Source organism: Pseudomonas sp. C32 (assembly GCF_030417915.1).
Lineage (GTDB): Bacteria > Pseudomonadota > Gammaproteobacteria > Pseudomonadales > Pseudomonadaceae > Aquipseudomonas.
Map to the genome: position 1 here is coordinate 72578 of NZ_JAUHUK010000001.1, position 21842 is coordinate 94419.

General features: G+C 59.7%; 17 protein-coding genes, 1 tRNA gene and 1 pseudogene. 16 read left to right on the plus strand and 3 right to left on the minus strand.

Annotated features, from left to right (window positions below; genetic code table 11):
- Positions 1-125: 125 nt before the first annotated feature.
- From pnp to QYH43_RS00365, 10 genes and pseudogenes are all read left to right on the plus strand, one after another.
- Positions 126-2231, plus strand: a complete 2106-nt coding sequence (gene pnp / locus QYH43_RS00320; protein ID WP_008088348.1) for a polyribonucleotide nucleotidyltransferase — start codon at positions 126-128, stop codon at positions 2229-2231.
- A 215-nt stretch (positions 2232-2446) separates the two neighbouring features.
- Positions 2447-2522: transfer RNA gene (locus tag QYH43_RS00325), tRNA-Thr, on the plus strand.
- A gap of 168 nt (positions 2523-2690) precedes the next feature.
- Positions 2691-3905, plus strand: coding sequence for a tyrosine-type recombinase/integrase (locus QYH43_RS00330; RefSeq protein WP_095058453.1), 1215 nt, complete (start codon positions 2691-2693; stop codon positions 3903-3905).
- A 75-nt stretch (positions 3906-3980) separates the two neighbouring features.
- Positions 3981-4445, plus strand: a pseudogene (locus QYH43_RS00335) (DUF927 domain-containing protein); the annotation flags it as partial.
- Complete coding sequence (locus QYH43_RS00340; RefSeq protein ID WP_256580340.1) at positions 4438-4797, plus strand: hypothetical protein; 360 nt, start codon at positions 4438-4440, stop codon at positions 4795-4797. The pseudogene QYH43_RS00335 and the gene QYH43_RS00340, both read left to right, overlap by 8 nt.
- A gap of 240 nt (positions 4798-5037) precedes the next feature.
- Entirely contained in the window at positions 5038-6327 is a 1290-nt protein-coding gene (locus QYH43_RS00345) for an S-type pyocin domain-containing protein (RefSeq protein ID WP_301155869.1), read from the plus strand.
- Between the two features lie 15 nt (positions 6328-6342).
- Positions 6343-6582 carry a pyocin S6 family toxin immunity protein gene (locus QYH43_RS00350; RefSeq protein ID WP_095058379.1) on the plus strand — a complete coding sequence of 80 codons (240 nt, stop codon included), beginning with the start codon at positions 6343-6345 and terminating at the stop codon, positions 6580-6582.
- 169 nt (positions 6583-6751) lie between these two features.
- Positions 6752-7813: an S-type pyocin domain-containing protein gene (locus QYH43_RS00355; protein ID WP_095058380.1), complete on the plus strand. Its 1062-nt coding sequence runs from the start codon at positions 6752-6754 to the stop codon at positions 7811-7813.
- A gap of 15 nt (positions 7814-7828) precedes the next feature.
- Positions 7829-8068, plus strand: coding sequence for a pyocin S6 family toxin immunity protein (locus QYH43_RS00360; RefSeq protein ID WP_095058381.1), 240 nt, complete (start codon positions 7829-7831; stop codon positions 8066-8068).
- A gap of 845 nt (positions 8069-8913) precedes the next feature.
- Positions 8914-9219: a DUF6388 family protein gene (locus QYH43_RS00365; protein WP_095058383.1), complete on the plus strand. Its 306-nt coding sequence runs from the start codon at positions 8914-8916 to the stop codon at positions 9217-9219.
- A gap of 51 nt (positions 9220-9270) precedes the next feature.
- Here the strand turns inward: QYH43_RS00365 and nadC are convergent, their stop codons facing one another.
- Positions 9271-10119: a carboxylating nicotinate-nucleotide diphosphorylase gene (nadC, locus tag QYH43_RS00370; RefSeq protein ID WP_095058384.1), complete on the minus strand. Its 849-nt coding sequence runs from the start codon at positions 10117-10119 to the stop codon at positions 9271-9273.
- A 214-nt stretch (positions 10120-10333) separates the two neighbouring features.
- Here nadC and ampD point away from each other — a divergent pair, with 214 nt between their 5' ends.
- The 3 genes from ampD to QYH43_RS00385 all read left to right on the plus strand — a co-directional run bounded on the left by ampD (position 10334) and on the right by QYH43_RS00385 (position 13948).
- Complete coding sequence (gene ampD / locus QYH43_RS00375; protein ID WP_095058385.1) at positions 10334-10894, plus strand: 1,6-anhydro-N-acetylmuramyl-L-alanine amidase AmpD; 561 nt, start codon at positions 10334-10336, stop codon at positions 10892-10894.
- Positions 10891-11730, plus strand: a complete 840-nt coding sequence (gene ampE, locus QYH43_RS00380; protein WP_095058386.1) for a regulatory signaling modulator protein AmpE — start codon at positions 10891-10893, stop codon at positions 11728-11730. The genes ampD and ampE overlap by 4 nt, the downstream gene beginning before the upstream one ends.
- Before the next feature lie 187 nt (positions 11731-11917).
- Complete coding sequence (locus tag QYH43_RS00385) at positions 11918-13948, plus strand: methyl-accepting chemotaxis protein (RefSeq protein WP_095152082.1); 2031 nt, start codon at positions 11918-11920, stop codon at positions 13946-13948.
- A 108-nt stretch (positions 13949-14056) separates the two neighbouring features.
- Here QYH43_RS00385 and QYH43_RS00390 read toward each other — a convergent pair whose 3' ends face one another.
- On the minus strand, positions 14057-14836 hold the full coding sequence (locus tag QYH43_RS00390) for a TatD family hydrolase (RefSeq protein WP_095058388.1): 780 nt from the start codon (positions 14834-14836) through the stop codon (positions 14057-14059).
- A gap of 3 nt (positions 14837-14839) precedes the next feature.
- Complete coding sequence (gene cra, locus QYH43_RS00395; RefSeq protein ID WP_095058389.1) at positions 14840-15835, minus strand: catabolite repressor/activator; 996 nt, start codon at positions 15833-15835, stop codon at positions 14840-14842.
- 289 nt (positions 15836-16124) lie between these two features.
- Between cra and ptsP the strand changes: the two genes are divergently transcribed.
- From ptsP to QYH43_RS00410, 3 genes are read left to right on the plus strand one after another with little or no spacing between them, the layout of a single operon-like run.
- On the plus strand, positions 16125-18986 hold the full coding sequence (gene ptsP, locus QYH43_RS00400) for a phosphoenolpyruvate--protein phosphotransferase (protein ID WP_095058390.1): 2862 nt from the start codon (positions 16125-16127) through the stop codon (positions 18984-18986).
- On the plus strand, positions 18986-19927 hold the full coding sequence (pfkB, locus tag QYH43_RS00405; protein ID WP_095058391.1) for a 1-phosphofructokinase: 942 nt from the start codon (positions 18986-18988) through the stop codon (positions 19925-19927). Before ptsP ends, pfkB begins: the two co-directional genes overlap by 1 nt.
- Before the next feature lie 11 nt (positions 19928-19938).
- Positions 19939-21678 carry a PTS fructose-like transporter subunit IIB gene (locus QYH43_RS00410; protein ID WP_095058392.1) on the plus strand — a complete coding sequence of 580 codons (1740 nt, stop codon included), beginning with the start codon at positions 19939-19941 and terminating at the stop codon, positions 21676-21678.
- The last annotated feature ends 164 nt before the right edge of the window (positions 21679-21842 follow it).

The window sequence follows — 21842 nt, forward strand, 5'->3', positions numbered from 1 at the left end:
GTTTTATCTGGATACCTGCTTTACCCGAGTAACACCTGGACAATCCAGTCGGGCCGATTCCCGGCGTTGCCCAAGAATTTCGCAAGAAACCAGTTCCCCAAGAGCCACAAAGAAGGTAGGACACCGTGAACCCGGTAATCAAAAAATTCCAGTTCGGTCAGTCGACCGTTACCCTCGAGACTGGCCGTATCGCCCGTCAGGCCTCCGGCGCAGTATTGGTCACCGTTGACGACGACGTCAGCGTATTGGTGACTGTAGTCGGTGCAAAACAAGCCGATCCAGGCAAGGGCTTCTTCCCTCTGTCTGTTCACTACCAGGAAAAGACTTACGCTGCCGGTAAGATCCCTGGCGGTTTCTTCAAGCGCGAAGGCCGTCCTTCCGAGAAAGAAACCCTGACTTCCCGACTGATCGACCGTCCGATCCGTCCGCTGTTCCCGGAAGGTTTCATGAACGAAGTGCAGGTAGTCTGCACCGTCGTTTCGACCAGCAAGAAGACCGATCCGGACATCGCTGCGATGATCGGTACCTCGGCAGCCCTGGCTATCTCCGGCATTCCTTTCGATGGCCCGATCGGCGCTGCCCGCGTTGCGTTCCACGAAAGCACCGGCTACCTGCTGAACCCGACTTACGAGCAGCAAGCTGCTTCGAGCCTGGACATGGTCGTTGCCGGTACTTCGGACGCTGTGTTGATGGTTGAATCGGAAGCCAAAGAGCTGACCGAAGACCAGATGCTGGGTGCGGTACTGTTTGCTCACGACGAGTTCCAGGTTGTGATCAACGCCGTTAAAGAACTGGCTGCTGAAGCTGCCAAGCCAACCTGGAACTGGGCTCCGGCTCCAGAAGCCACCGAACTGCTGGGCGCTATCCGCGCCGAGTTCGGCGACGCTATCTCCCAGGCTTACACCATCACCATCAAGGCCGACCGTTATGCTCGCCTGGGTGAGTTGAAGGATCAGGTGGTTGCCAAGCTGTCCGGTGAAGAAGGCCAGCCTTCTTCCAGCGAAGTCAAAGCGGCATTCGGCGAAATCGAATACCGCACCGTTCGCGAAAACATCGTAAACGGCAAGCCACGTATCGATGGTCGCGACACCAAGACCGTACGTCCGCTGAACATCGAAGTCGGCGTTCTGCCAAAGACCCACGGTTCGGCCCTGTTCACCCGTGGCGAAACCCAGGCTCTGGTCGTTGCAACACTGGGCACCGCCCGTGACGCACAACTGCTGGACACCCTGGAAGGCGAGAAAAAAGACCCGTTCATGCTGCACTACAACTTCCCTCCGTTCTCGGTAGGCGAGTGTGGTCGCATGGGTGGTGCTGGTCGTCGCGAAATCGGTCACGGTCGTCTGGCCCGTCGTTCGGTTTCGGCCATGCTGCCTGCCGCTGACGTGTTCCCGTACACCATCCGCGTGGTATCGGAAATCACCGAATCCAACGGTTCGAGCTCGATGGCTTCCGTTTGCGGCGCTTCCCTGGCCCTGATGGACGCTGGTGTACCGATGAAGGCGCCGGTTGCCGGTATCGCCATGGGTCTGGTTAAAGAAGGCGAGAAATTCGCCGTCCTGACCGACATCCTGGGTGACGAAGACCACCTGGGTGACATGGACTTCAAGGTAGCCGGTACCGCCAAAGGCGTCACCGCACTGCAGATGGACATCAAGATCAAGGGCATCACCGAAGAGATCATGGAGATCGCTCTGGGCCAAGCCCTGGAAGCGCGCCTGAACATCCTCGGCCAGATGAACCAGATCATTGGCCAGTCGCGTACCGAACTGTCGGCCAACGCTCCGACCATGATCGCGATGAAGATCGACACCGACAAAATCCGTGATGTCATCGGTAAAGGCGGCGCGACCATTCGTGCGATCTGTGAAGAAACCAAGGCTTCGATCGACATCGAAGACGACGGTTCGATCAAGATCTTCGGCGAAACCAAGGAAGCGGCAGAAGCTGCTCGTCAGCGCGTTCTGGGTATCACCGCCGAGGCCGAGATCGGCAAGATCTACGTCGGTAAGGTTGAGCGCATCGTCGACTTCGGCGCATTCGTCAACATTCTGCCGGGCAAGGACGGTCTGGTTCACATCTCCATGCTGAGCGACGCTCGCGTTGAGAAAGTGACCGACATCCTGAAAGAAGGCCAGGAAGTGGAAGTACTGGTACTGGACGTGGACAACCGCGGCCGTATCAAGCTGTCCATCAAAGACGTAGCAGCAGCCAAGGCTTCGGGCGTTTAATCGACCCCCAGCCTGACCGCTTCAACGTTGTAAAAAATGCCCCGCAGTGAAAGCTGCGGGGCATTTTTTTATGTGTGCGGGAAGATCAAAAGATCGCAGCCTTCGGCAGCGCCTACGCGCGGTCTCATGCAGGAGCTGCCGAAGGCTGCGATCTTTTTGTTTTTACAGCGAGCGAAGTTGCCTGACTCTATGGTCAGTGCTAGGTTTAGCCCACCGCCCGTGTAGCTCAGCCGGTAGAGCAGCGCACTCGTAACGCGAAGGTCGCAGGTTCGATTCCTGTCTCGGGCACCAATCAAGTGTTTTTGGAAGGCTCCAGCGGCTCCAAGCACCACGCAAAACCCCGCCTAGTGCGGGGTTTGTTGTTTCTGGGGGTTCATAGCGGTGCATAGCGTGCGCTTGCTAAATGAGTGCTCTAGTGAGCACGTTGCCTGTTCAATAATGTTTATAGGTACTCACTGGTTGCCCCTGACCATCTTGCAAGTGAAGGCGGCAACGCCACGCGCAACTGATTACGGCCTGCCTGATGGTGACGGCCTTTTTCTATGGATACGCCCAGCCGGTGGAAAGTCTTGGCGGTTCCGCTTTCGGCTGGACGGCAAACAGGCCCACATATCACTAGGCACCCTGGCCCATGTGACACTTGCTCAGGCGCGCCAAATGGCAGCCGATGCTCGCCAACTGGTCAAGCAAGGCAAACACCCCGGACAAGAACGCAAGCTCGCACGCCTGGGAGTCACCGCATCCCGTGCAAACACCTTCAAAGCGCTAGCCAAGGAATGGCACCAGCACAAGTCGGCCAATTGGTCCGAGGGATACGCGGCGGACACAATGACCGCATTTGAAAACGACGTGTTCCCTCACATCGGCGCCAGGCCAATCGACGAAATAAAGCCGCTTGAATGGCTGGCAGTGTTTCGCAAGATTGAGGCCCGTGGCGCGCTGGAGAAACTGCGAAAAGTTCGCCAGCGATGCGCCGAGGTTTATCGGTACGCCATCGCCACGGGGCGGGCCACATATAACGCCGTAGGCGACATTGGCGGCGCGCTACAAGCCCCCACCGCCGAGCACTACCCGTTCCTACGCGCCAACGAGTTGCCCCCGCTTCTGAAAGCAATCAACGCTTATGCCGGGAGCAAGTTGGTAAGACTCGCCGCGCGCCTGCTTATGTTGACAGGGGTCCGCACGTCCGAGCTTCGCGCCGCACCGTGGGCCGAATTCGACCTTGAAGCCGCGACTTGGACGATACCCGCCGAGCGCATGAAAAAACGTCGCACGCACCTCGTGCCGTTGTCTCGCCAGGCGCTCGAAACCTTGCGTGAATTGCAGACTATTTCAGGCGGATATACGTTGGCTTTCCCTGGCCGAAACGATCCGGCCAAGCCAATGAGCGAGGCCGCAATCAATCAGCTTTTGAAAGCGTGCGGGTATGACGGAAAGGCCACCGGCCATGGCTTCCGACACTCCATGTCAACCATCCTGCACGACCAAGGCTACTTAAGCGCCTGGATTGAAACTCAGCTCGCACACACCGACAAAAACACAGTGCGCGGCACCTACAACCATGCGCAGTACCTGGAAGGGCGTCAAAAAATGCTCCAGTGGTACGCGGACTACCTGGACACCCTGGAAAGCGGCAGCAACGTCGTGCCAGGAAACTTTGGGCGGCGCGCCTGACAAGCCGCCAGGAAAGGCAGCCAACAGGATAGAATCAATCACGGCCAGCCTAGCCCGACGGGGCGAACAGCGCGCAGCGGTGAAGACGCCAGGCGCAGCCTGTTTGCCATGGGCGTACTGATCGCGCTTAAAAAGCGCGGCGCGTTCATGGAGTATCTGATGGAGCAAGAGCCGCCGTTAACACTGGCCACCACCACCCGGCCAGGTTGGCATGAGTCCGGCGCGTTTGTGCTGCCAGGGCGCACCATTGGCAGCGACACTGTGCGCTTTCAATCCAGCGGCCAGGCTCCGGCACTGTTCACGGCCAAGGGCGACTTGGTGCAGTGGCAGGCACGGATTGCCACCAAGTGTTTGGGCAATCCGGTGTTAACCCTGGCCATCGGTTGCGCCCTGGCTGGCCCGCTGTTGAGCCTGGTCGGTGTCAACGGTGGCGGCGTGCACCTGGTCGGTGATAGCTCCAAGGGCAAGTCCCTGGCGTAACTCATCAGCGCCACGGTATGGGGCGATCCCGCGGTATTCGCCTCAAGCTGGGATGTCACTGGCCCGCGTAGCGTGGCTGCTGGAATGCTCGCCAGAGCAACTGGCGGCAACCGGCAAACTCACCAACGAAGACGCCGAACAGTGCTCAATTGCCGCGCCGTACCTGGCAGTTGAACTGATCCGCTCCAATGGCTGGACCTCACCGCCGCCAATTGAGCGAGGCCCACGCCTAGAGCAGCCAGCACCGCCCAGCGCGCCGAGATTTTCCGCGACCTGGTGCGCCGCCCGTGACGCGTACCTGGGGCATCTGATGAAGTGTCCTGATTGCATTGCCCATCGGTTGCACAACACCATCCATTGCGAAGCCCGGACCGTCTTGCGCCGCGGCTATGACGTGTTGAGCGGCTCCTAGTCGATTCGGTCGACTGGGGGCGCGTTTAAATGCAATGAGCCGCAATGAGCCGGGGTGAAGTGCAATGGCCGCGCTGAATTCGTATGGCTTCAATCCAAAAAAGGAGCGCGATTTTCTGCACGGTGGCTATGGTGTGGTTTTCGTGGCGTCCGCCAGTAACGCGCCGCAATAGTCCTTTCATTGATGGCGTCTGTCCTTCGCCCGCAAAGTCGCCGACGGGACAAAATCAAAGGGACTGCAATGCGTTTGATAAATAAATCAGATGGAGGCCTGCAACGCACCGTCGATCCAGACACCGCCGCCAAAATGGTGCGTGACGGTTTGGATCGGGGCGGCCTCACCATTGACGGGCTGAGTAATGTACGGATTGGATCTCGTTTCGCCAGCAAAGACGAAATCATTGAGGCCGTCCGTCGTGGGGATTTTCTGTTGGTCGACGATCCCCCCAGAGGTGGCGGGGGTAGCGGCGGCTATTACGCCAGACCGGAGCCAGAGCCAGAACCCATTTACCTGGCAGCCAAGGAAGATTGGCCGCGTCCGAAAGCACGCACCGACCAAGTTTTTGCGAAGTCCTGCACCACTGAAAACTGGTGTCGCACCGAGGCAGGCGCGACCCCGGAGCCTGCCTCCAATTTTGGGACGGTCATGGTGGCAGCTTCGATGCTGCTGCCTGACGCTTCTACGGCGATTGCAATGGCCATCGGCGCCGATGCTGGGCTAGGTCGAATGGCCGGTGGTGGCATCATGCAAAACCGCATGAATTGGGTGTTGCGCGGGGCGGCTGGGCCAGCCAGCATTTTTGTTATGGGGATGCTCCCCAGCAAAATGGGGGACGGTACGCTGCACACTGATGAGCAACTGCGCACCATGACTCAAGCCACCACCCGTGTACGTTTCCAGTTCCGTCGTGATGCCGAGGGCGTGCTACAGGTGTATGGCATCCACACTGGCGCATCAGGTGATGATTCCGTGCGTACCGTGCAGGTCAAATGGAACGCCACCAAAACCGCAATGGAAGCCACGCTCAATGGCCTCACCATTCTCTGGACGCCTCAGCGCGGGCCATTGGGTTTGATGCCGCCGTTGACCTATCCCGACAACAGCGGCGCGCACCTGGGCACGATCCTGGTACACCCGATTGCCGATGGTATCGACAGTCAGATTGAAGGCTTGCCAGGCGAGAACATCACCACTGATGACTGCATTCTAGTGTTCCCTGTTCATACAGGCCTGAAGTCGCTGTATGTGGTGTTCGCACGACCTATTGGCGGCGACCACAGCTATCACCCAGCCCCCAAAGGGCTGACGGCTTTCCCAGATGCAGTGAGGGACAAGTCAAAAAACTCGGTAAAGGGCGGCGGCGGCCTGCGCAGACGCTGGAGAGATCGCAAGGGCCGGATCTATGAATGGGACTCCGAGAATGGAAGGGTTGAGCTATACGACAAGCAAGGCAAGCATCTCGGAGAGTTCAACCCTGAAACGGGAGAGCGAACAAAAGACGCCGAGCCTGGCCGAAAAACACCGAAGTAATTAAAGGGGAAAATCATGCATCTATGCATCACTGGTTTTTTGAAGGGCGACAGCGACGACACCGCGCTGAAGTATGAGTTAGACGTAGGGCTAGGCTCTGAACAAGCTGTACTGGAGGTAATGGGGTGGAAAAGCCTTGCAGAAAGCCCTGATGGCGAGTGGCTGCTAACGGACGAGCAATCTCAAAGAATTGCGGTTGCGGTTGATGAGCTGCTACCAAGCGATCTAGATCTATTCATCGCTGTAGAGGCTTAAGTCGCATTGCGGGCGCCTGTTGAGACCTGGATCAGTACCTCAAACAACTGCACTGATGTGCATTGAACCGGGATGAAGTGCACTGCTGTGCTCCGGCGTTCGTATGGTACTGGCGGCTGTCAAAGTGGGATGAGCCGGGATAAAACGGGATGAGGCGGGATGGCGCCTGGTGTTAATCGCTTGGCGCCACCCCAAGGATTACCCAAACCTGACGGTCAGCCAAGGAAGATTGGCGCGTCCGAAAGCACGCACCGACCAAGTTTTTGCGAAGTCCTGCACCTCTGAAAACTGGTGTCGCACCGAGGCAGGCGCGACCCCGGAGCCTGCCTCCAATTTTGGGACGGTCATGGTGGCAGCTTCGATGCTGCTGCCTGATGCTTCTACGGCGATTGCAATGGCCATCGGCGCCGACGCCGGGCTAGGTCGAATGGCCGGTGGTGGCATCATGCAAAACCGCATGAATTGGGTGTTGCGCGGGGCAGCCGGTCCGGCCAGTGTTTTTATTTTGGGCATGCTCCCCAGCAAAATGGGAGACGGCACGCTGCACACTGATGAGCAGCTGCGCACCATGACTCAAGCCACCACCCGTGTACGTTTCCAGTTCCGTCGTGATGCCGAGGGCGTGCTACAGGTGTATGGCATCCACACTGGCGCATCAGGTGATGATTCCGTGCGTACCGTGCAGGTCAAATGGAACGCCACCAAAACCGCAATGGAAGCCACGCTCAATGGCCTCACCATTCTCTGGACGCCTCAGCGCGGGCCATTGGGTTTGATGCCGCCGTTGACCTATCCCGACAACAGCGGCGCGCACCTGGGCACCATCCTAGTACACCCGATTGCTGATGGTGTTGACAGTCAGGTTGAAGGCTTGCCAGGCGAGAACATCACCACTGATGACTGCATTCTGGTGTTCCCTGTTGAGACCGGCCTGAAGTCGCTGTATGTGGTATTCGCTCGACCTATTGGCGGCGATCACAGCTATCACCCCGCGCCCAAGGGACTGACTGCGTTTCCAGACGCAACACGCGCAAAACAGATGTCGAGCGTCCAAGGTGGAGGCAAAAAACGAAGTCGTTGGAAAGATCGTAAGGGCAAAATTTATGAATGGGATTATGAAAACGGCAGGGTTGAGCTATACGACAAGCAAGGTAAGCATTTGGGAGAATTCGACCCTGACACGGGGGTGCAAACCAAAGATGCTGAACCGGGGCGCACTACATCAAAGTGATATCGGAGAGCAAAAATGTTTTTAGAGATTACGGGTTTTCTGGCGGAACACGACGAAGATGATTCCATCAAATTTGAACTCGATATAAGTCCTGAGTTTGAGCAAGCAGTTATGGCGGTGCTGGGCTGGCAGGATTTAGCGGCAGAGGCTGATGGCGAGCTTCCGCTAACCAGAACGCAAGTGCAGCAGATTGCCGTAGCAATCAATGAGCAATTGCCGACGAGTCTGGACCTATTCATCGGAGTACGAGCATAGCAACGCCGATCATGAGCGGGCATCAAGCACACTAAATGCGCTGGCCGGGATGAAATGCACCGGCTTCTGTAGTGTATTTACGGTTTTTAAAGTGGGGGGAGGCGGGATGGCTTCGGGTTGTTAGTCGCTTGGCGCCGTCCCCAGGATTACCCAAACTTGACGCTCAGACAGGGCGTACTCGAGCGCTATTCCCGTCACGATTGAACCAATTGAACGCCCCTGGGCAACGCCGTTTTCGACGGCCAGACATATGGACCTATTGCGTAACAGCTTTCTGGCAGCGGTGCGCGACGAGAGATACAGCGACGTGCCGCCGTAATGCTGCACCAGCAGCTTTGCCAGATGCATGTTTCCAACGGTCTTTGCGAATTGTTCCAGCGGGCGCTGCTGTAATCCCACGGGCACCCTGATGTGGTCCCACCCAGCCTCTCAACCAATCCAAGCGCTTTGTCGGCCCCAAGCCTGTGCACCAACCCATCAAAGCCGCTGAGTGGTTTTTGGCTGGCGTCGCTTGTCGCGTTCGGGCGATGCTCTGTATTTGTGTCGGTCATGATTGTTATCCGCGCTGATCGGAACTATTGTCGTGATGGCTGGGAGGCGTCTGTTTTTTTGCAACTGAGTTCCCAAGTGAGTACCCATTTTGTAATTGAACGATTCTGTTGTCAGCAAATATAGGGTGTTGAGTGGGTTGGTTTGGTTCCTGTCTCGGCACCAGCAACACTTGTTTTCAGATGATCCCGAATGGTTCTGAAGGCCAGACAACCGCGCTTCATACGGTTTTTTGCGTCAGAGAGATCCTTGATGATCCAGATCCATCTTCCATTCCCCAGATCAGCGAGAACGCCATGACCGTTAAAGAATTGACCCAAGAAGCCCGTCACGAAGAAGCGCTGAAAAAGTATGTGCTGGACGCGCCCGAGTTGATGGAAGAGATCAAGGACTTGCCTGCCGACGATCAGAAAGACCAGATCCAGTGGGCGTTCGAGGACGAAGCGGAGGCTCAGGGCTTGCAGCCGTGGGAGCTGACACTCAAGTACACCTCAACCCCTGAAGAGTTCGAAGCCAAACGCCTTGCTCTGCACAAGGAAGCGGCCGAAGTCCTGGGTGTCGCGTGGGAAGAGTACTGCGAGATGAACAATCTGGTGGTCTGACAAAAACGCCAGCCTCGAAAGGGCTGGCGTTTTTCATTTCGCAAGAAGCATTCAGATACTCAGGCGCATCGACAGGTCTACCGCCTTCACGTCCTTGGTCATCGCACCAATCGAGATGTAGTCCACCCCGGTCTGCGCAATCGGCAGCAACGTGCTTTCGTTGATTCCGCCGCTGGCCTCCAGTTTTGCCTTGCCTGCGTTCAAGCGTACGGCTTCGCGCATGTCATCCAGGCTCAGTTCGTCGAGCATGATGATGTCGGCACCGGCCGCCAGCGCTTCCTTCAGTTCGTCCAGGCTTTCAACTTCAATCTCTACCGGTTTGCCCGGTGCGATCTTGTGTGCGGCAGCGATGGCTTCAGGGATGCCACCGCTGGCAGCAATATGGTTTTCCTTGATCAGGAAGGCGTCATACAGGCCGATGCGGTGGTTGTGGCACCCGCCGCAGGTCACGGCGTACTTTTGCGCCAGGCGCAGCCCCGGCAGGGTCTTGCGGGTATCGAGCAGCTTGACCTGGGTTTCGGCGACGAAATCCGCCAGGTATTGCGCGCGAGTGGCCACGCCCGAGAGCATTTGCAGGAAGTTCAGGGCACTGCGTTCGCCCGTCAGCAGTGAGCGCGCCGGACCTTCGAGGTGGAACAGCACCTGATTGGGTACCACCCGTTCGCCATCAGCGACTTGCCAGTGCACCGCCACCCGAGGGTCCAGTTGCCGAAACACGGTATCTACCCAGGCAGTACCGCTGATGACGGCCGCGTCCCGGGTAATGATGGTGGCTTTAGCCAGGCGTTCGGCCGGGATCAACTGCGCGGTGATGTCGCCGCTGCCGATGTCTTCACGCAACGCACGGCGTACGTTGGCTTCGATTTCGGCGGTCAGATCGGCGAGACGTAGATTCGGCATAACGGACTCCACAAACAAAGTGGCTCGATTATAGGGGCATGGCGGGCCTCGACCCAAGACACCCGATGGGCTCAAGTTCTGCATTTGGTCGAATGCGTGACCAATCGCTTGTGGTGACAGGCCTCTCAAACACCTCAATCGCGGCAAGTGATCGCGCCCGGAGGGTCTATCGCGGCATACTGTTGCCAACACTGTCGTCGTAGAAGGAACCGGTATGCAGTTGGACCCCGCGAGCGGTTGGTGTCAGGGCGCGAAGTTATGCCCCTCGCCCAACTTCAATGCGCGCCCTGAGGGCGAAGTTTCCCTGTTGGTGATCCATAACATCAGCCTGCCGCCAGCGCAGTTCGCCACCGGCAAGGTGCAGGAGTTTTTCCAGAATCGTCTGGATGTCACGGAACATCCCTACTTTGAGGGGATTGCTGACCTGCGTGTGTCTGCGCACTTTTTGATCGAGCGTGATGGGGCCGTCACCCAGTTTGTCTCTTGCCTTGAGCGGGCATGGCACGCGGGTATCTCGTGTTTCGAAGGGCGGGAAACCTGTAACGATTTTTCGGTGGGCATCGAGCTTGAAGGCACGGATGATCTGCCATTCACCGATGCGCAATACCGCGCATTGACCGCCCTGACCCGACAACTGCAAAAGACCTACACGGCCATTACGACACAGCGCATCTGCGGGCATAGCGACATTGCACCCGGGCGCAAAACCGATCCGGGGCCGGCGTTCGACTGGGCACGCTATCGTACCGCCCTGGCACAAGAGGAAGGACAATGAGTTTTCTGGTGTTGCTGTTGGCGGTCTGGATCGAGAAGTTCTCGGCCCTGCGCCACAGGATTCAGCACGATGGTGGCTGGGTACGCGAGCTGAACAAGCTTGAAACCAACCCGCGACTGGAGAACCGCCCGTGGCTGGTATTGACGGTCTTGGTGCTGCTGCCGGTCGCGTTGCTGGGCTTGTTGCTGGTGGTACTGGAACCGGTGGCCTATGGATTGCTGGCGTTGCCGATTCACCTGCTGGTGGTTATCTACAGCCTGGGGCGGGGTGATTTGCTGGCGGATCTTGGACCGTTTCGCGATGCCTGGCGTCGAGAGGATCTGCAAGGCGCGGCTCATGTGGCCAATCGAGATCTCGGCATTTGCGCAGACAGTGCCGAGCAACTGCTGGAAAAGGTCGAGGGGCATTTGCTCTGGGAGGCGTACCAGAGCTTCTTTGCGGTGATTTTCTGGTATTTCCTGCTCGGCCCGGTGGCGGCGCTGAGTTATCGATTGCTGGCACTGGCGCAAGAGCATTCCCGGAACCCGGCCGTCGTCGAGCGTGCGGCCCAGCTGCGTCATGCGTTCGATTGGGTGCCGGTACGCCTGCTGGCGGCGAGCGTTGCCCTGGTCGGCAATTTCGTGGCGGTCAGCCGGGTGATGTTGCATGAGTTGCTGAACTGGAACATCAGCGCCGCGCAGCTGATCGAAAAGGTTGGGCTGGTAGCGGGTGAAATCCCGGCTCCGGTGGTGGGGCCTGAGGGCATCAACAACCTGGACCGGCTCTGGGAACTGCTGCTGCGTGCCGCCGTGCTGTGGTATGCCGGATTTGCGCTATGGACTGTTTTTCGGCCCTGATTTGCGCCTGGAAATAAAAGATCGCATTCATCTGGCGCTGCCGGTGTCTGCGATCTTTTGCCGTTTACCTTAAGTTACAAAACCTTCCGCCGATTTAAGTTATACAGAGATAGCGCCGCATAGTGGCTATCTGCTGTCGTTCTGCGCCTGCTTATAAAAAAAATAAGAAATCGAAGGGAGACACCCAGTGAAGAGCTTGCTCTATCCCGCTGTCGCGCTGATGAATCGGCTGAGTTTCGGCATGAAGTTCAGTCTGATCAGCGTACTGTTCCTGGTGCCGATGCTGGTGACCAACTTTTATCTGGTGCGTGACTCCTATCGCGAATTCCAGGGTACGCAGGTCGAACTGCAAAGCCTGGACCTGTTGGGCAGCAGCCTGACATTGCGTCGCGATCTGGAAACCCTGAACAATCTGGTGCAGATCAACGTCACGCTGGGTCAGTCCGGCAAGGCCAGTAACGTCGAGTCGAAAATCAGTGCCCTTGAACAAAATATTCTGACGCGCCTGCAAGGGCTGACGGCGATGACCACCGACCCCGAGCAGGTCGCGGTGTTTGATGGCAAACGCGATGAAATGATCGCCGCATTCAAGACCCAGCAAGCGGAAAGCTCCCTGCAAAGCAAAAGTGCGCTGATCGGCAAACTGGTGAGCAATGCCCAGGTTTTCAGCCAGGTCATCACCGGTCAGGCCGGTCTGAGCCGCGATAACCAGAGCGACATTCGTCAACTCAGCGAACTCGTTACCCTCGTCACCCCGCGCGTCACTCAGATTCTGGGAGAAGGTCGGGCGATGGGTTCTTATTCGCTGGGGCAGGGGTTTATCAACTCGGCTTCGAGTACCCGTTTCGATGAGTTACTGGCGCAGATTGAAAAGCTCCAGGCCGAGTATGGCCTGAAGTTGCAGGACGCTTTGAGCTCCAGCCCGGCGGCGCGCGCGACCCTGGCCGCCCAGGCCGATAGCAGCCGGGCATCCTTGAAGAAGGCCAGTGAGCTGTTCGAAGAACAGGTGGTCATGGCCGACACCCTCGATACGCCATGGCAGGGCTTTTACGATCAAGTGACGGTCTTGATCGATCAGACCTACCAGCTCAACGAAGCGACCCTGAAGTTTCTCGGCCCTCAATTGCAGCAACGGCTGGAGCAGAACCGCACGCACATGATCCTGCAGGCCGTGGCGCTGTCGGTGGTGTTCGTGTTGATTTTTTATCTCTACGGCGCGTTCTATGCCTCGACCCGCACCACGCTCAAACGCTTGGGGGCGGTGATGGACAAAGTGGCGGCGGGCGACATGACCGTGACCTTCAGTGCCAACAGTCGCGATGAACTGGGCGAGTTGGGCGAGGTGTTCAACGGCACGGTGAAAAAAATCCATGACCTGATCGAGCGGGTCGGACACACCGTCAGCGAAGTCGAGCGTCAGGCCGGGCAGGTGGAAAACGTATCCGCGCAGAGCAACCAGGCCGTCGCCGGCCAGCGCACGCAGATCGAGCAAGTAGCGACGGCGATGAACCAGATGTCGGCGACCTCCCAAGAGGTTGCGCGCAGTGCCGCCGCGGCGGTGAGCAGCGCCCACAGCGTCAATGACGAGACCATCAGCGGGCGCGGCCTGGTCGAGTCCCAGCAAGGCAGTATTGCGGCGCTCGCCAGTGAAATCGATCAATCGGTGGTGGTGATCAATCAACTGGCCAGTGACAGTCAGTCCATCAGCCGCGTGCTGGAAGTGATCAAGAGCATCGCCGAGCAGACCAACCTGTTGGCGCTCAACGCGGCGATTGAAGCCGCACGGGCCGGTGAGCAGGGCCGTGGTTTTGCGGTGGTGGCGGACGAAGTCCGGACCCTGGCCAAACGCACCCAGCAATCGACCGAAGAAATCGAGCAGATGATCACCAAGCTCCACGGTGGCGTCGGCGCAGCAGTCAAGGCCATGGGCACCAGCCATCAGATGGCCAATGGCACGGTGAGCCAGTCAGAGAAGGTCCAGCAGGCGCTTGAAAATATCCTCGGTGCAGTCGGCATGATCGTCGACCAGAACCAGCAAATCGCAGCGGCGGTGGAACAGCAAACCGCTGTGGCTCACGACATCGACCAGAACATCGTCGAGATCAACCGCGCCGGCGAGCGTACTGCTGAAGGCGCGCACCAGACCGAAGATGCCAGCCGAGCGTTATCGGCGCAGGTGGTGGAGTTGAAGCAGTTGATCAGCGCGTTTAGGGTTTGAAAAGTGTCCCGGGACCCTGTGGGAGCTGGCTTGCCAGCGATGGTGGCGTGTCAGGCGACGAAGGACATGGTTAAGACAGTTGCTCCCACAGTTGGCTGGTGCTGGCAGTTATGACCAGTTAAACAACTCGCAAGCATTGGCCGTACTGGCTACGGCCAATTGCTCGGGGGTGATCGCCATGATGTCGGCCAGTGCCGCGCAGATCGCCGGCAAATGCGCCGGGCTGTTGCGTTGGCCGGGGAACATGGCGGGCGCCATGTCCGGGGCATCGGTTTCCAATACCACAGCATCCAGCGGCAGCTCGGCGAGCACGCGGTGCATGCGCAGTGCTTGAGGCCAGGTCGCGGCACCGCCGAGCCCCAGCTTGAAACCCAGCTTGATGTATTCCCGGGCTTCTTCCTTGCTGCCGGCAAAGGCGTGGATGATGCCGGCGCGTTTGAGCTTGAAGCGTTTGAGCGTGGCAATCACCGCGGCATGACTGCGCCGTACATGGATCAGTGCTGGAAGATTGAAGTCCGCCGCCAGTTGTAGCTGTGCGTCGAACAATGCCTGCTGGCGTTCGCGGTCGAGGGTTTCGATGAAATAGTCCAGACCGATTTCGCCCACAGCGCACAGTTGCCGATGGCCGGCCAGACGGGTCAGCCAATCGCCGAGTTCGCTCAAGTCTTCAGGGCGATGATCGTTCAGATACACCGGATGCAAACCGAACGCCGCATACAGGTCGGGATCGCTTTGCACCCGCTCCCAGACCCGTTGCCAATTGCCTTGATAAACCCCCAGCACCACCATTCGCCGCACCCCGAGTGCGCGGCTTTCGGCCATCAGCGCCTGGCGGTCAGCGTCAAAATCCGGAAAATCCAGATGGGTGTGGGTGTCGATCAGTTCCACGGCTCAGTCCTGACGAATCCGCTGCTTGAACGTCCGCCCGATGGCTTGCACGCCAGGCTGGTAATCGGACTGTTCGATGGCGGCCAGTGCCAGCGCGAGGGCCTTGTCGGCAATCAGCTGATGTTGTTGGGACATGGCGTTGACCGGCAGCGGCAGGAAGTCCAGCAGTTGCGTGTCACCGAACGTGCCGAGGCGTAGCGGACGGTTTTTCAGCGGGAAGTCGTGCAAGGCGTCGAACACACCCTGGAGCAGCACGTAGGAAGTCGTCACCAACGCATCGGGCAAGTGCCCCAGGCGCTGCAGCAGATCTTCCATCAGTTGCTTGCCGCACTCGCGGCTGAAGGACTCGCCTTCTTCGATCAGCACCTCACCGTTGAAACCGGCCAGAGCCTCTTTGAACCCGGCGGCGCGTTCCTGACTGATGCTCAGCTCAGGGCGGGCACCGATCAGCACGATCTGTTTGGGCAAAGGATCGAGCAGGCTGCGGGTCAATTGCAGGCTGGCCTCGCGGTCGTCGCTGATCACCGAGCAAAAGTGCTCAGGATCCATGACCCGGTCGATGGCGATGATCGGAATGCCCTTGGCTTGCAACTGACGATAGCTGTCGTCACCGGCCGGCAGGCAACTGGCGACAATCAAGGCATCGCAGCGCCGGGCACGGAACAGTTGCAGTAATTGCCGTTCGCTGTCTGGTGCATCATCGGAACTGGCGATCAGCAACTGATAGCCCCGAGCCCGTGCACCTTGTTCCAGCAATTTGGCGATGCGCGCGTAACTGGGGTTTTCCAGATCCGGCAGAATGAAGCCCAATGTTCGGGTGTGTCGGCTGCGCAAACCGGCCGCTTGAGGATTGGGCGTGAAGCCGTGTTGTTCGACGACGGCGCGCACGCGATCAACGGTGGCACGGCTGATGCGCTGCTGTTCGGCCTTGCCATTGATGACGTAGCTGGCGGTGGTAACGGACACACCGGCCAACTGGGCAATATCACTGAGTTTCAACCCGCTGTTTCCTTGTTTTTTCGAGCTAGCCTCGAGATTTTCGTCAATCCTAACCGATTCAGCCAGGCGACCCGGTTGCAATGCATCCGACAAGTTGAGCTTCAAGGATGGGTCATTATCGAGTAACGTGCCATTTATTCTAGATTAAACGTTTCAGCAAGCGTATTTTCTACGCTTTAAGCGCCTTTGGCCGGTGCTGCCGTAAAACCGCCAAATGTAACGACCAAGCGCCTAAGCTGATCCATTCAAAACAATACCTGGTGCCCCAAGGCGCCAAAAAGGAGAACGCATGCTCGAGCTCACTGTAGAGCAGATATCCATGGGCCAATCGGCTGTGGATAAGTCCGCAGCGTTGCAGTTGCTGGCCGGGCATCTGGTCGCCGACGGCCTGGTTGCCGAAGGTTATCTCGCCGGATTGCAGGCGCGGGAGGCCCAGGGCTCGACCTTTCTCGGTCAAGGCATTGCCATCCCCCACGGCACGCCACAAACCCGCGATCAGGTGTTCACCACAGGCGTGCGGCTGATGCAGTTCCCTGAAGGGGTGGATTGGGGCGATGGTCATATCGTCTATCTGGCGATTGGAATTGCCGCCAAGTCCGACGAGCACCTGCGTCTCTTGCAACTGCTGACCCGCGCGCTCGGTGAGACGGATCTGGGCCAGGCCCTGCGCCGCGCCAGCTCTGCTGAAGCGTTGCTGAAATTGCTCCAGGGCGCGCCGCAGGAACTGGCGCTGGATGCGCAGATGATCGGCCTCGGTGTGGCCGCTGAAGACTTCGAAGAGTTGGTCTGGCGTGGCGCACGTCTGTTGCGCCACGCCGACTGCGTGAGCAACGGTTTTGCCGCCGTGTTGCAGCAGGTCGAAGCGCTGCCGCTGGGCGAGGGGCTGTGGTGGTTGCACAGCGAGCAAACGGTGAAGCGTCCGGGCCTGGCTTTCGTGACGCCGGACAAACCGCTGCGCTATCTCGGCCAGCCGCTCAATGGTTTGTTCTGCCTGGCCAGCCTGGGTGAAGCCCATCAGGCGTTGCTCGAGCGTTTGTGCGCGTTGCTGATTGAAGGCCGTGGCCACGAACTGGGCCGCGCCACCAGCAGTCGCAAGGTGTTGGAAGTGCTCGGCGGTGAATTGCCGGCCGATTGGCCGAGCGCACGCATCGCGCTGGCCAACGCCCACGGTCTGCATGCACGCCCGGCGAAGATCCTCGCGCAACTGGCGAAAAGTTTTGACGGTGAAATCCGCGTGCGCATTGTCGATGGTCAGGACAGCGCCGTGTCGGTGAAGAGTTTGAGCAAGTTGCTCAGCCTCGGCGCCCGCCGCGGTCAGGTGCTGGAAATCATCGCCGAGCCGAGCATCGCTGCCGATGCATTGCCCGCATTGCTGGCCGCCATCGAAGAAGGCCTGGGTGAAGAGGTCGAGCCATTGCCGGCAGTGATTGCGCCCTCCGAAGTGCCGGCCGATATCGCCGAGGTACTGCTCGCACCGGCCTCCGGCAGCCAGGTCCAGGCCATCGCCGCCGCGCCGGGCATCGCCATCGGCCCGGCTCACATCCAAGTGCTGCAAACCATCGATTACCCGCTGCGCGGTGAGTCCGCCGCCATCGAGCGCGAGCGACTCAAGCACGCATTGGCGCAAGTACGCCAGGACATTCAGGGCTTGATCGAGCGCAGCCAGGCCAAGGCGATCCGCGAGATCTTCATCACCCACCAGGAAATGCTCGACGATCCGGAACTGACCGACGAAGTCGACACCCGTCTCAAGCAGGGCGAAAGCGCCGAAGCTGCGTGGATGGCCGTGATTGAAGCGGCCGCCAGGCAACAGGAAGCGCTGCACGATGCGTTGCTCGCCGAGCGCGCCGCTGATTTGCGCGACATCGGTCGCCGCGTGCTGGCGCAACTGTGCGGCATCGAAACTCCGAGCGAACCCGATCAGCCCTACATTCTGGTGATGGATGAAGTCGGCCCGTCCGATGTGGCACGTCTGGATCCGGCGCGTGTGGCCGGGATTCTCACGGCCCGCGGCGGTGCGACAGCGCACAGCGCGATTGTTGCCCGGGCGCTGGGGATTCCGGCGCTGGTGGGCGCCGGGCCGGCGGTGTTGCTACTGGCGCCGGGCACGCCGTTGTTGCTCGATGGACAGCGCGGTCGCCTGCATGTGGATGCCGATGCCGCGACCTTGCAACGCGCCACCGCCGAACGTGACTCACGTGAACAACGCCTGACGGCCGCCGCCGAACAACGTCATCTACCGGCGCTGACCAGCGATGGCCACGCTGTCGAAGTGTTCGCCAATCTCGGTGAAAGCGCCGGTGTCACCCGCGCGGTGGAGCAGGGCGCCGAAGGTATCGGCCTGCTGCGCACCGAACTGATTTTCATGGCGCATCCGCAAGCGCCGGACGAAGCGACCCAGGAAGCCGAGTACCGCCGTGTTCTCGATGGTTTGGCCGGGCGCCCGCTGGTGGTGCGCACCCTCGACGTCGGCGGTGACAAACCGCTGCCGTACTGGCCGATCGCCAAGGAAGAAAACCCGTTCCTCGGCGTGCGCGGCATTCGCCTGACCTTGCAGCGCCCGAAGATCATGGAAGCGCAGTTGCGCGCCTTGCTGCGGTCGGCCGACAACCGTCCATTGCGGATCATGTTCCCGATGGTCGGCAGCGTTGACGAGTGGCGGCAGGCCCGAGACATGACGGAGCGCCTGCGCCTGGAAATCCCGGTCGCCGACCTGCAACTGGGGATCATGATCGAAGTTCCGTCCGCCGCATTGCTGGCGCCTGTTTTGGCCAAAGAGGTCGACTTCTTCAGCGTCGGCACCAACGACCTGACGCAATACACCCTGGCCATCGATCGCGGCCATCCGACCCTGTCAGGCCAGGCGGATGGCTTGCATCCAGCCGTGCTGCAACTGATCGACATCACCGTGCGAGCAGCCCATGCCAATGGCAAATGGGTGGGTGTGTGCGGTGAGTTGGCGGCTGATCCGCTGGCGGTGCCGGTGCTGGTCGGGCTGGGTGTGGATGAACTCAGTGTCGGCGGTCGCAGCATCGCCGAGGTCAAGGCGCGGATTCGCGAACTCAGCTTCACTCAGACTCAAACCCTCGCCCAACAGGCCCTGGCCGTGGGCAGCGCCGATGAAGTGCGCGCATTAGTGGAGGCCCTGTAATGGCCCGGATTCTCACCCTGACCCTCAACCCGGCGCTGGACCTCACCGTCCAGCTGCCACGCCTGGACGCTGGTCAGGTCAACCGCAGCGACGTCATGCACACCCACGCGGCCGGTAAAGGCGTGAACGTGGCACAGGTGTTGGCCGACCTCGGGCATCAACTGACCGTCAGCGGTTTTCTCGGCGAAGACAACCTGCAAGCGTTCGAAACCCTGTTCGCCAAACGCGGCTTTGTCGATGCTTTCATCCGTGTTCCCGGCGAGATTCGCAGCAACATCAAACTGGCGGAAAGCGATGGACGCATCACTGACATCAACGGCCCCGGCCCACACGTCGATGCAGCGGCGCAGCAGGCGTTGATCGAAAGACTGGAGCAGATCGCACCGGGGCATGACGCGGTCGTTGTCGCCGGTAGCCTGCCGCAGGGTGTCAGCCCTGAATGGTTGCAGGCGCTGATTGTGCGATTGAAAAGCCTGGGTTTGAACGTTGCCCTCGACACCAGCGGCGATGCGCTGCGTGCCGGGCTCAACGCGGCGCCGTGGCTGATCAAGCCCAACACTGAAGAACTGGCAGAAGTGTTGGGCTGCGACGTGGTGTCGGTCGTTGCCCAGGCTGAAGCGGCGGAGCGTTTGCACGCCCAGGGCATCGAGCATGTGGTGATTTCCCACGGTGCCGAAGGTGTGAACTGGTTCAGTGTTGGCTCGGCGCTGCATGCCACGCCGCCCAAGGTCCGCGTCGCCAGCACGGTGGGCGCAGGCGATTCGTTGCTCGCGGGGATGCTTCACGGTTTGCTCAGTGCCGACACGCCCGAGCAAACCTTGCGCACGGCCACGGCGATTGCCGCGATGGCGGTGACCCAGATCGGTTTCGGCATTGACGATGCGGCGCAGCTGGCGCGGCTCGAACAGGGTGTGCGCGTGCGTCCCCTGACAGAACAATAAGAGGGTTTGTCATGAAATTAGCCATTGTTACGGCCTGCCCGAACGGCATGGTCACCAGTGTGCTGTGCGCCCGGTTGCTGGATGCCGCGGCCCAGCGTCAGGGCTGGAGCACCAGCGTCGAAGTCAGCGATGCCGCACACCCTGAACGCCAATTGTCGGCCGCGACTATCGACGATGCCGAGTGGGTATTGCTGGTGACCAGCGCGCCAGTGGACATGTCCCGATTTGTTGGCAAGCGGGTGTTCCAGAGCGCGCCGGCCCAGGCCCTGCAAGATGTTGATGCGCTGCTGCGACGCGGAGCCCAGGAAGCGCAGGTGTACGCGGCGCCCGAAGCAATTGTCGAATCCGTTGCCGTTGCCCACAGCATCCCGCGACTGGTCGCGGTCACCGCCTGCCCAACCGGCGTGGCGCACACCTTCATGGCCGCCGAAGCCTTGCAGCAAGCGGCCAAACGCTTGGGTTATGACCTGCAAGTGGAAACCCAGGGCTCGGTCGGTGCGCGCAATCCGCTGAGCGCCGCGGCGATTGCCGAGGCGGATGTGGTGTTGCTGGCGGCGGACATCGAAGTCGCCACCGAGCGATTCGCCGGCAAAAAGATTTACCGTTGCGGCACCGGGATTGCACTTAAGCAAGCCGAAGCGACCCTGAAAAAAGCCTTGGCCGAAGGCAAGCAGGAAAGCGCGTCCACTGGGACCAGCGCGCCGGCCAAGTCTGAGAAAACCGGCGTCTACAAACACCTGTTGACCGGTGTGTCGTTCATGCTGCCGATGGTGGTGGCGGGCGGTCTTATGATTGCGCTGTCGTTCGTGTTCGGCATCACGGCGTTCAAAGAGGAGGGCACGCTGGCGGCGGCGCTGATGCAGATTGGCGGCGACACCGCGTTCAAATTGATGGTGCCGTTGCTGGCGGGTTACATCGCCTATTCCATTGCCGACCGTCCGGGCCTGGCGCCGGGGATGATCGGCGGCTTGCTAGCGAGTACCCTGGGCGCCGGTTTTATCGGCGGGATCATTGCCGGTTTTCTCGCCGGTTATGCAGCCAAGGCGATCAACCGTTATGCACGGTTGCCGCAAAGCCTTGAGGCGCTGAAACCGATCCTGATCATCCCGTTGCTGGCGAGCCTGTTCACCGGTCTGGTGATGATTTACGTGGTCGGCAAACCGGTGGCCGGAATGCTCGCCGGGCTGACGCATTTTCTCGACAGCATGGGCACCACCAACGCGATCCTGCTCGGTGTGTTGCTGGGCGGCATGATGTGCGTCGACCTCGGCGGACCGATCAACAAAGCCGCGTATGCGTTTTCGGTCGGGCTGCTGGCGTCGCAGAGTTATGCACCGATGGCGGCGACCATGGCCGCTGGCATGGTGCCGCCGATTGGCCTGGGCATCGCCACCTTCATCGCCCGGCACAAGTTCGCCCAGACCGAGCGCGAGGCCGGTAAAGCGGCGTTTGTGTTGGGGCTGTGTTTCATCTCCGAAGGGGCTATTCCGTTCGCGGCGAAAGACCCGCTGCGAGTGATTCCCGCGAGCATTGCCGGCGGTGCGCTGACCGGTGCGTTGTCGATGTATTTCGGCTGCAAACTGATGGCGCCCCACGGCGGTTTGTTTGTGCTGGCGATTCCGAATGCGATCAATCATGCCTTGTTGTATTTGCTGGCGATTGTCGCGGGGAGTCTGTTGACGGCGGTGGCGTATGCCGTGGTCAAACGGCCGGAGACGGTGGAGCTGGCGCTGGAGCCTGTCAAAGCCTGATCTCTCAGGTGGAGTGATCTGTGGCGAGGGAGCTTGCTCCCGTTGGGTCGCGAAGCGGCCCCTCTTTATCAAAAGAATGGGACTGCTGCGCAGTCCAACGGGAGCAAGCTCCCTCGCCACAGAGTTCGGTTCCTGTCACCTCTACTTCATCCAGCCATGCTTTA

Bases quoted from the DNA above. Each gene is read 5' to 3' on its own strand.
- ampE (WP_095058386.1), top strand. From the start codon at position 10,891: ATGAGTTTTCTGGTGTTGCTGTTGGCGGTCTGGATCGAGAAGTTCTCG.
- QYH43_RS00365 (WP_095058383.1), top strand. From the start codon at position 8,914: ATGACCGTTAAAGAATTGACCCAAGAAGCCCGTCACGAAGAAGCGCTG.
- pfkB (WP_095058391.1), top strand. From the start codon at position 18,986: ATGGCCCGGATTCTCACCCTGACCCTCAACCCGGCGCTGGACCTCACC.
- QYH43_RS00345 (WP_301155869.1), top strand. From the start codon at position 5,038: ATGCGTTTGATAAATAAATCAGATGGAGGCCTGCAACGCACCGTCGAT.
- QYH43_RS00350 (WP_095058379.1), top strand. From the start codon at position 6,343: ATGCATCTATGCATCACTGGTTTTTTGAAGGGCGACAGCGACGACACC.
- QYH43_RS00410 (WP_095058392.1), top strand. From the start codon at position 19,939: ATGAAATTAGCCATTGTTACGGCCTGCCCGAACGGCATGGTCACCAGT.
- nadC (WP_095058384.1), bottom strand. From the start codon at position 10,119: ATGCCGAATCTACGTCTCGCCGATCTGACCGCCGAAATCGAAGCCAAC.
- ampD (WP_095058385.1), top strand. From the start codon at position 10,334: ATGCAGTTGGACCCCGCGAGCGGTTGGTGTCAGGGCGCGAAGTTATGC.
- QYH43_RS00340 (WP_256580340.1), top strand. From the start codon at position 4,438: ATGTCACTGGCCCGCGTAGCGTGGCTGCTGGAATGCTCGCCAGAGCAA.
- QYH43_RS00360 (WP_095058381.1), top strand. From the start codon at position 7,829: ATGTTTTTAGAGATTACGGGTTTTCTGGCGGAACACGACGAAGATGAT.
- ptsP (WP_095058390.1), top strand. From the start codon at position 16,125: ATGCTCGAGCTCACTGTAGAGCAGATATCCATGGGCCAATCGGCTGTG.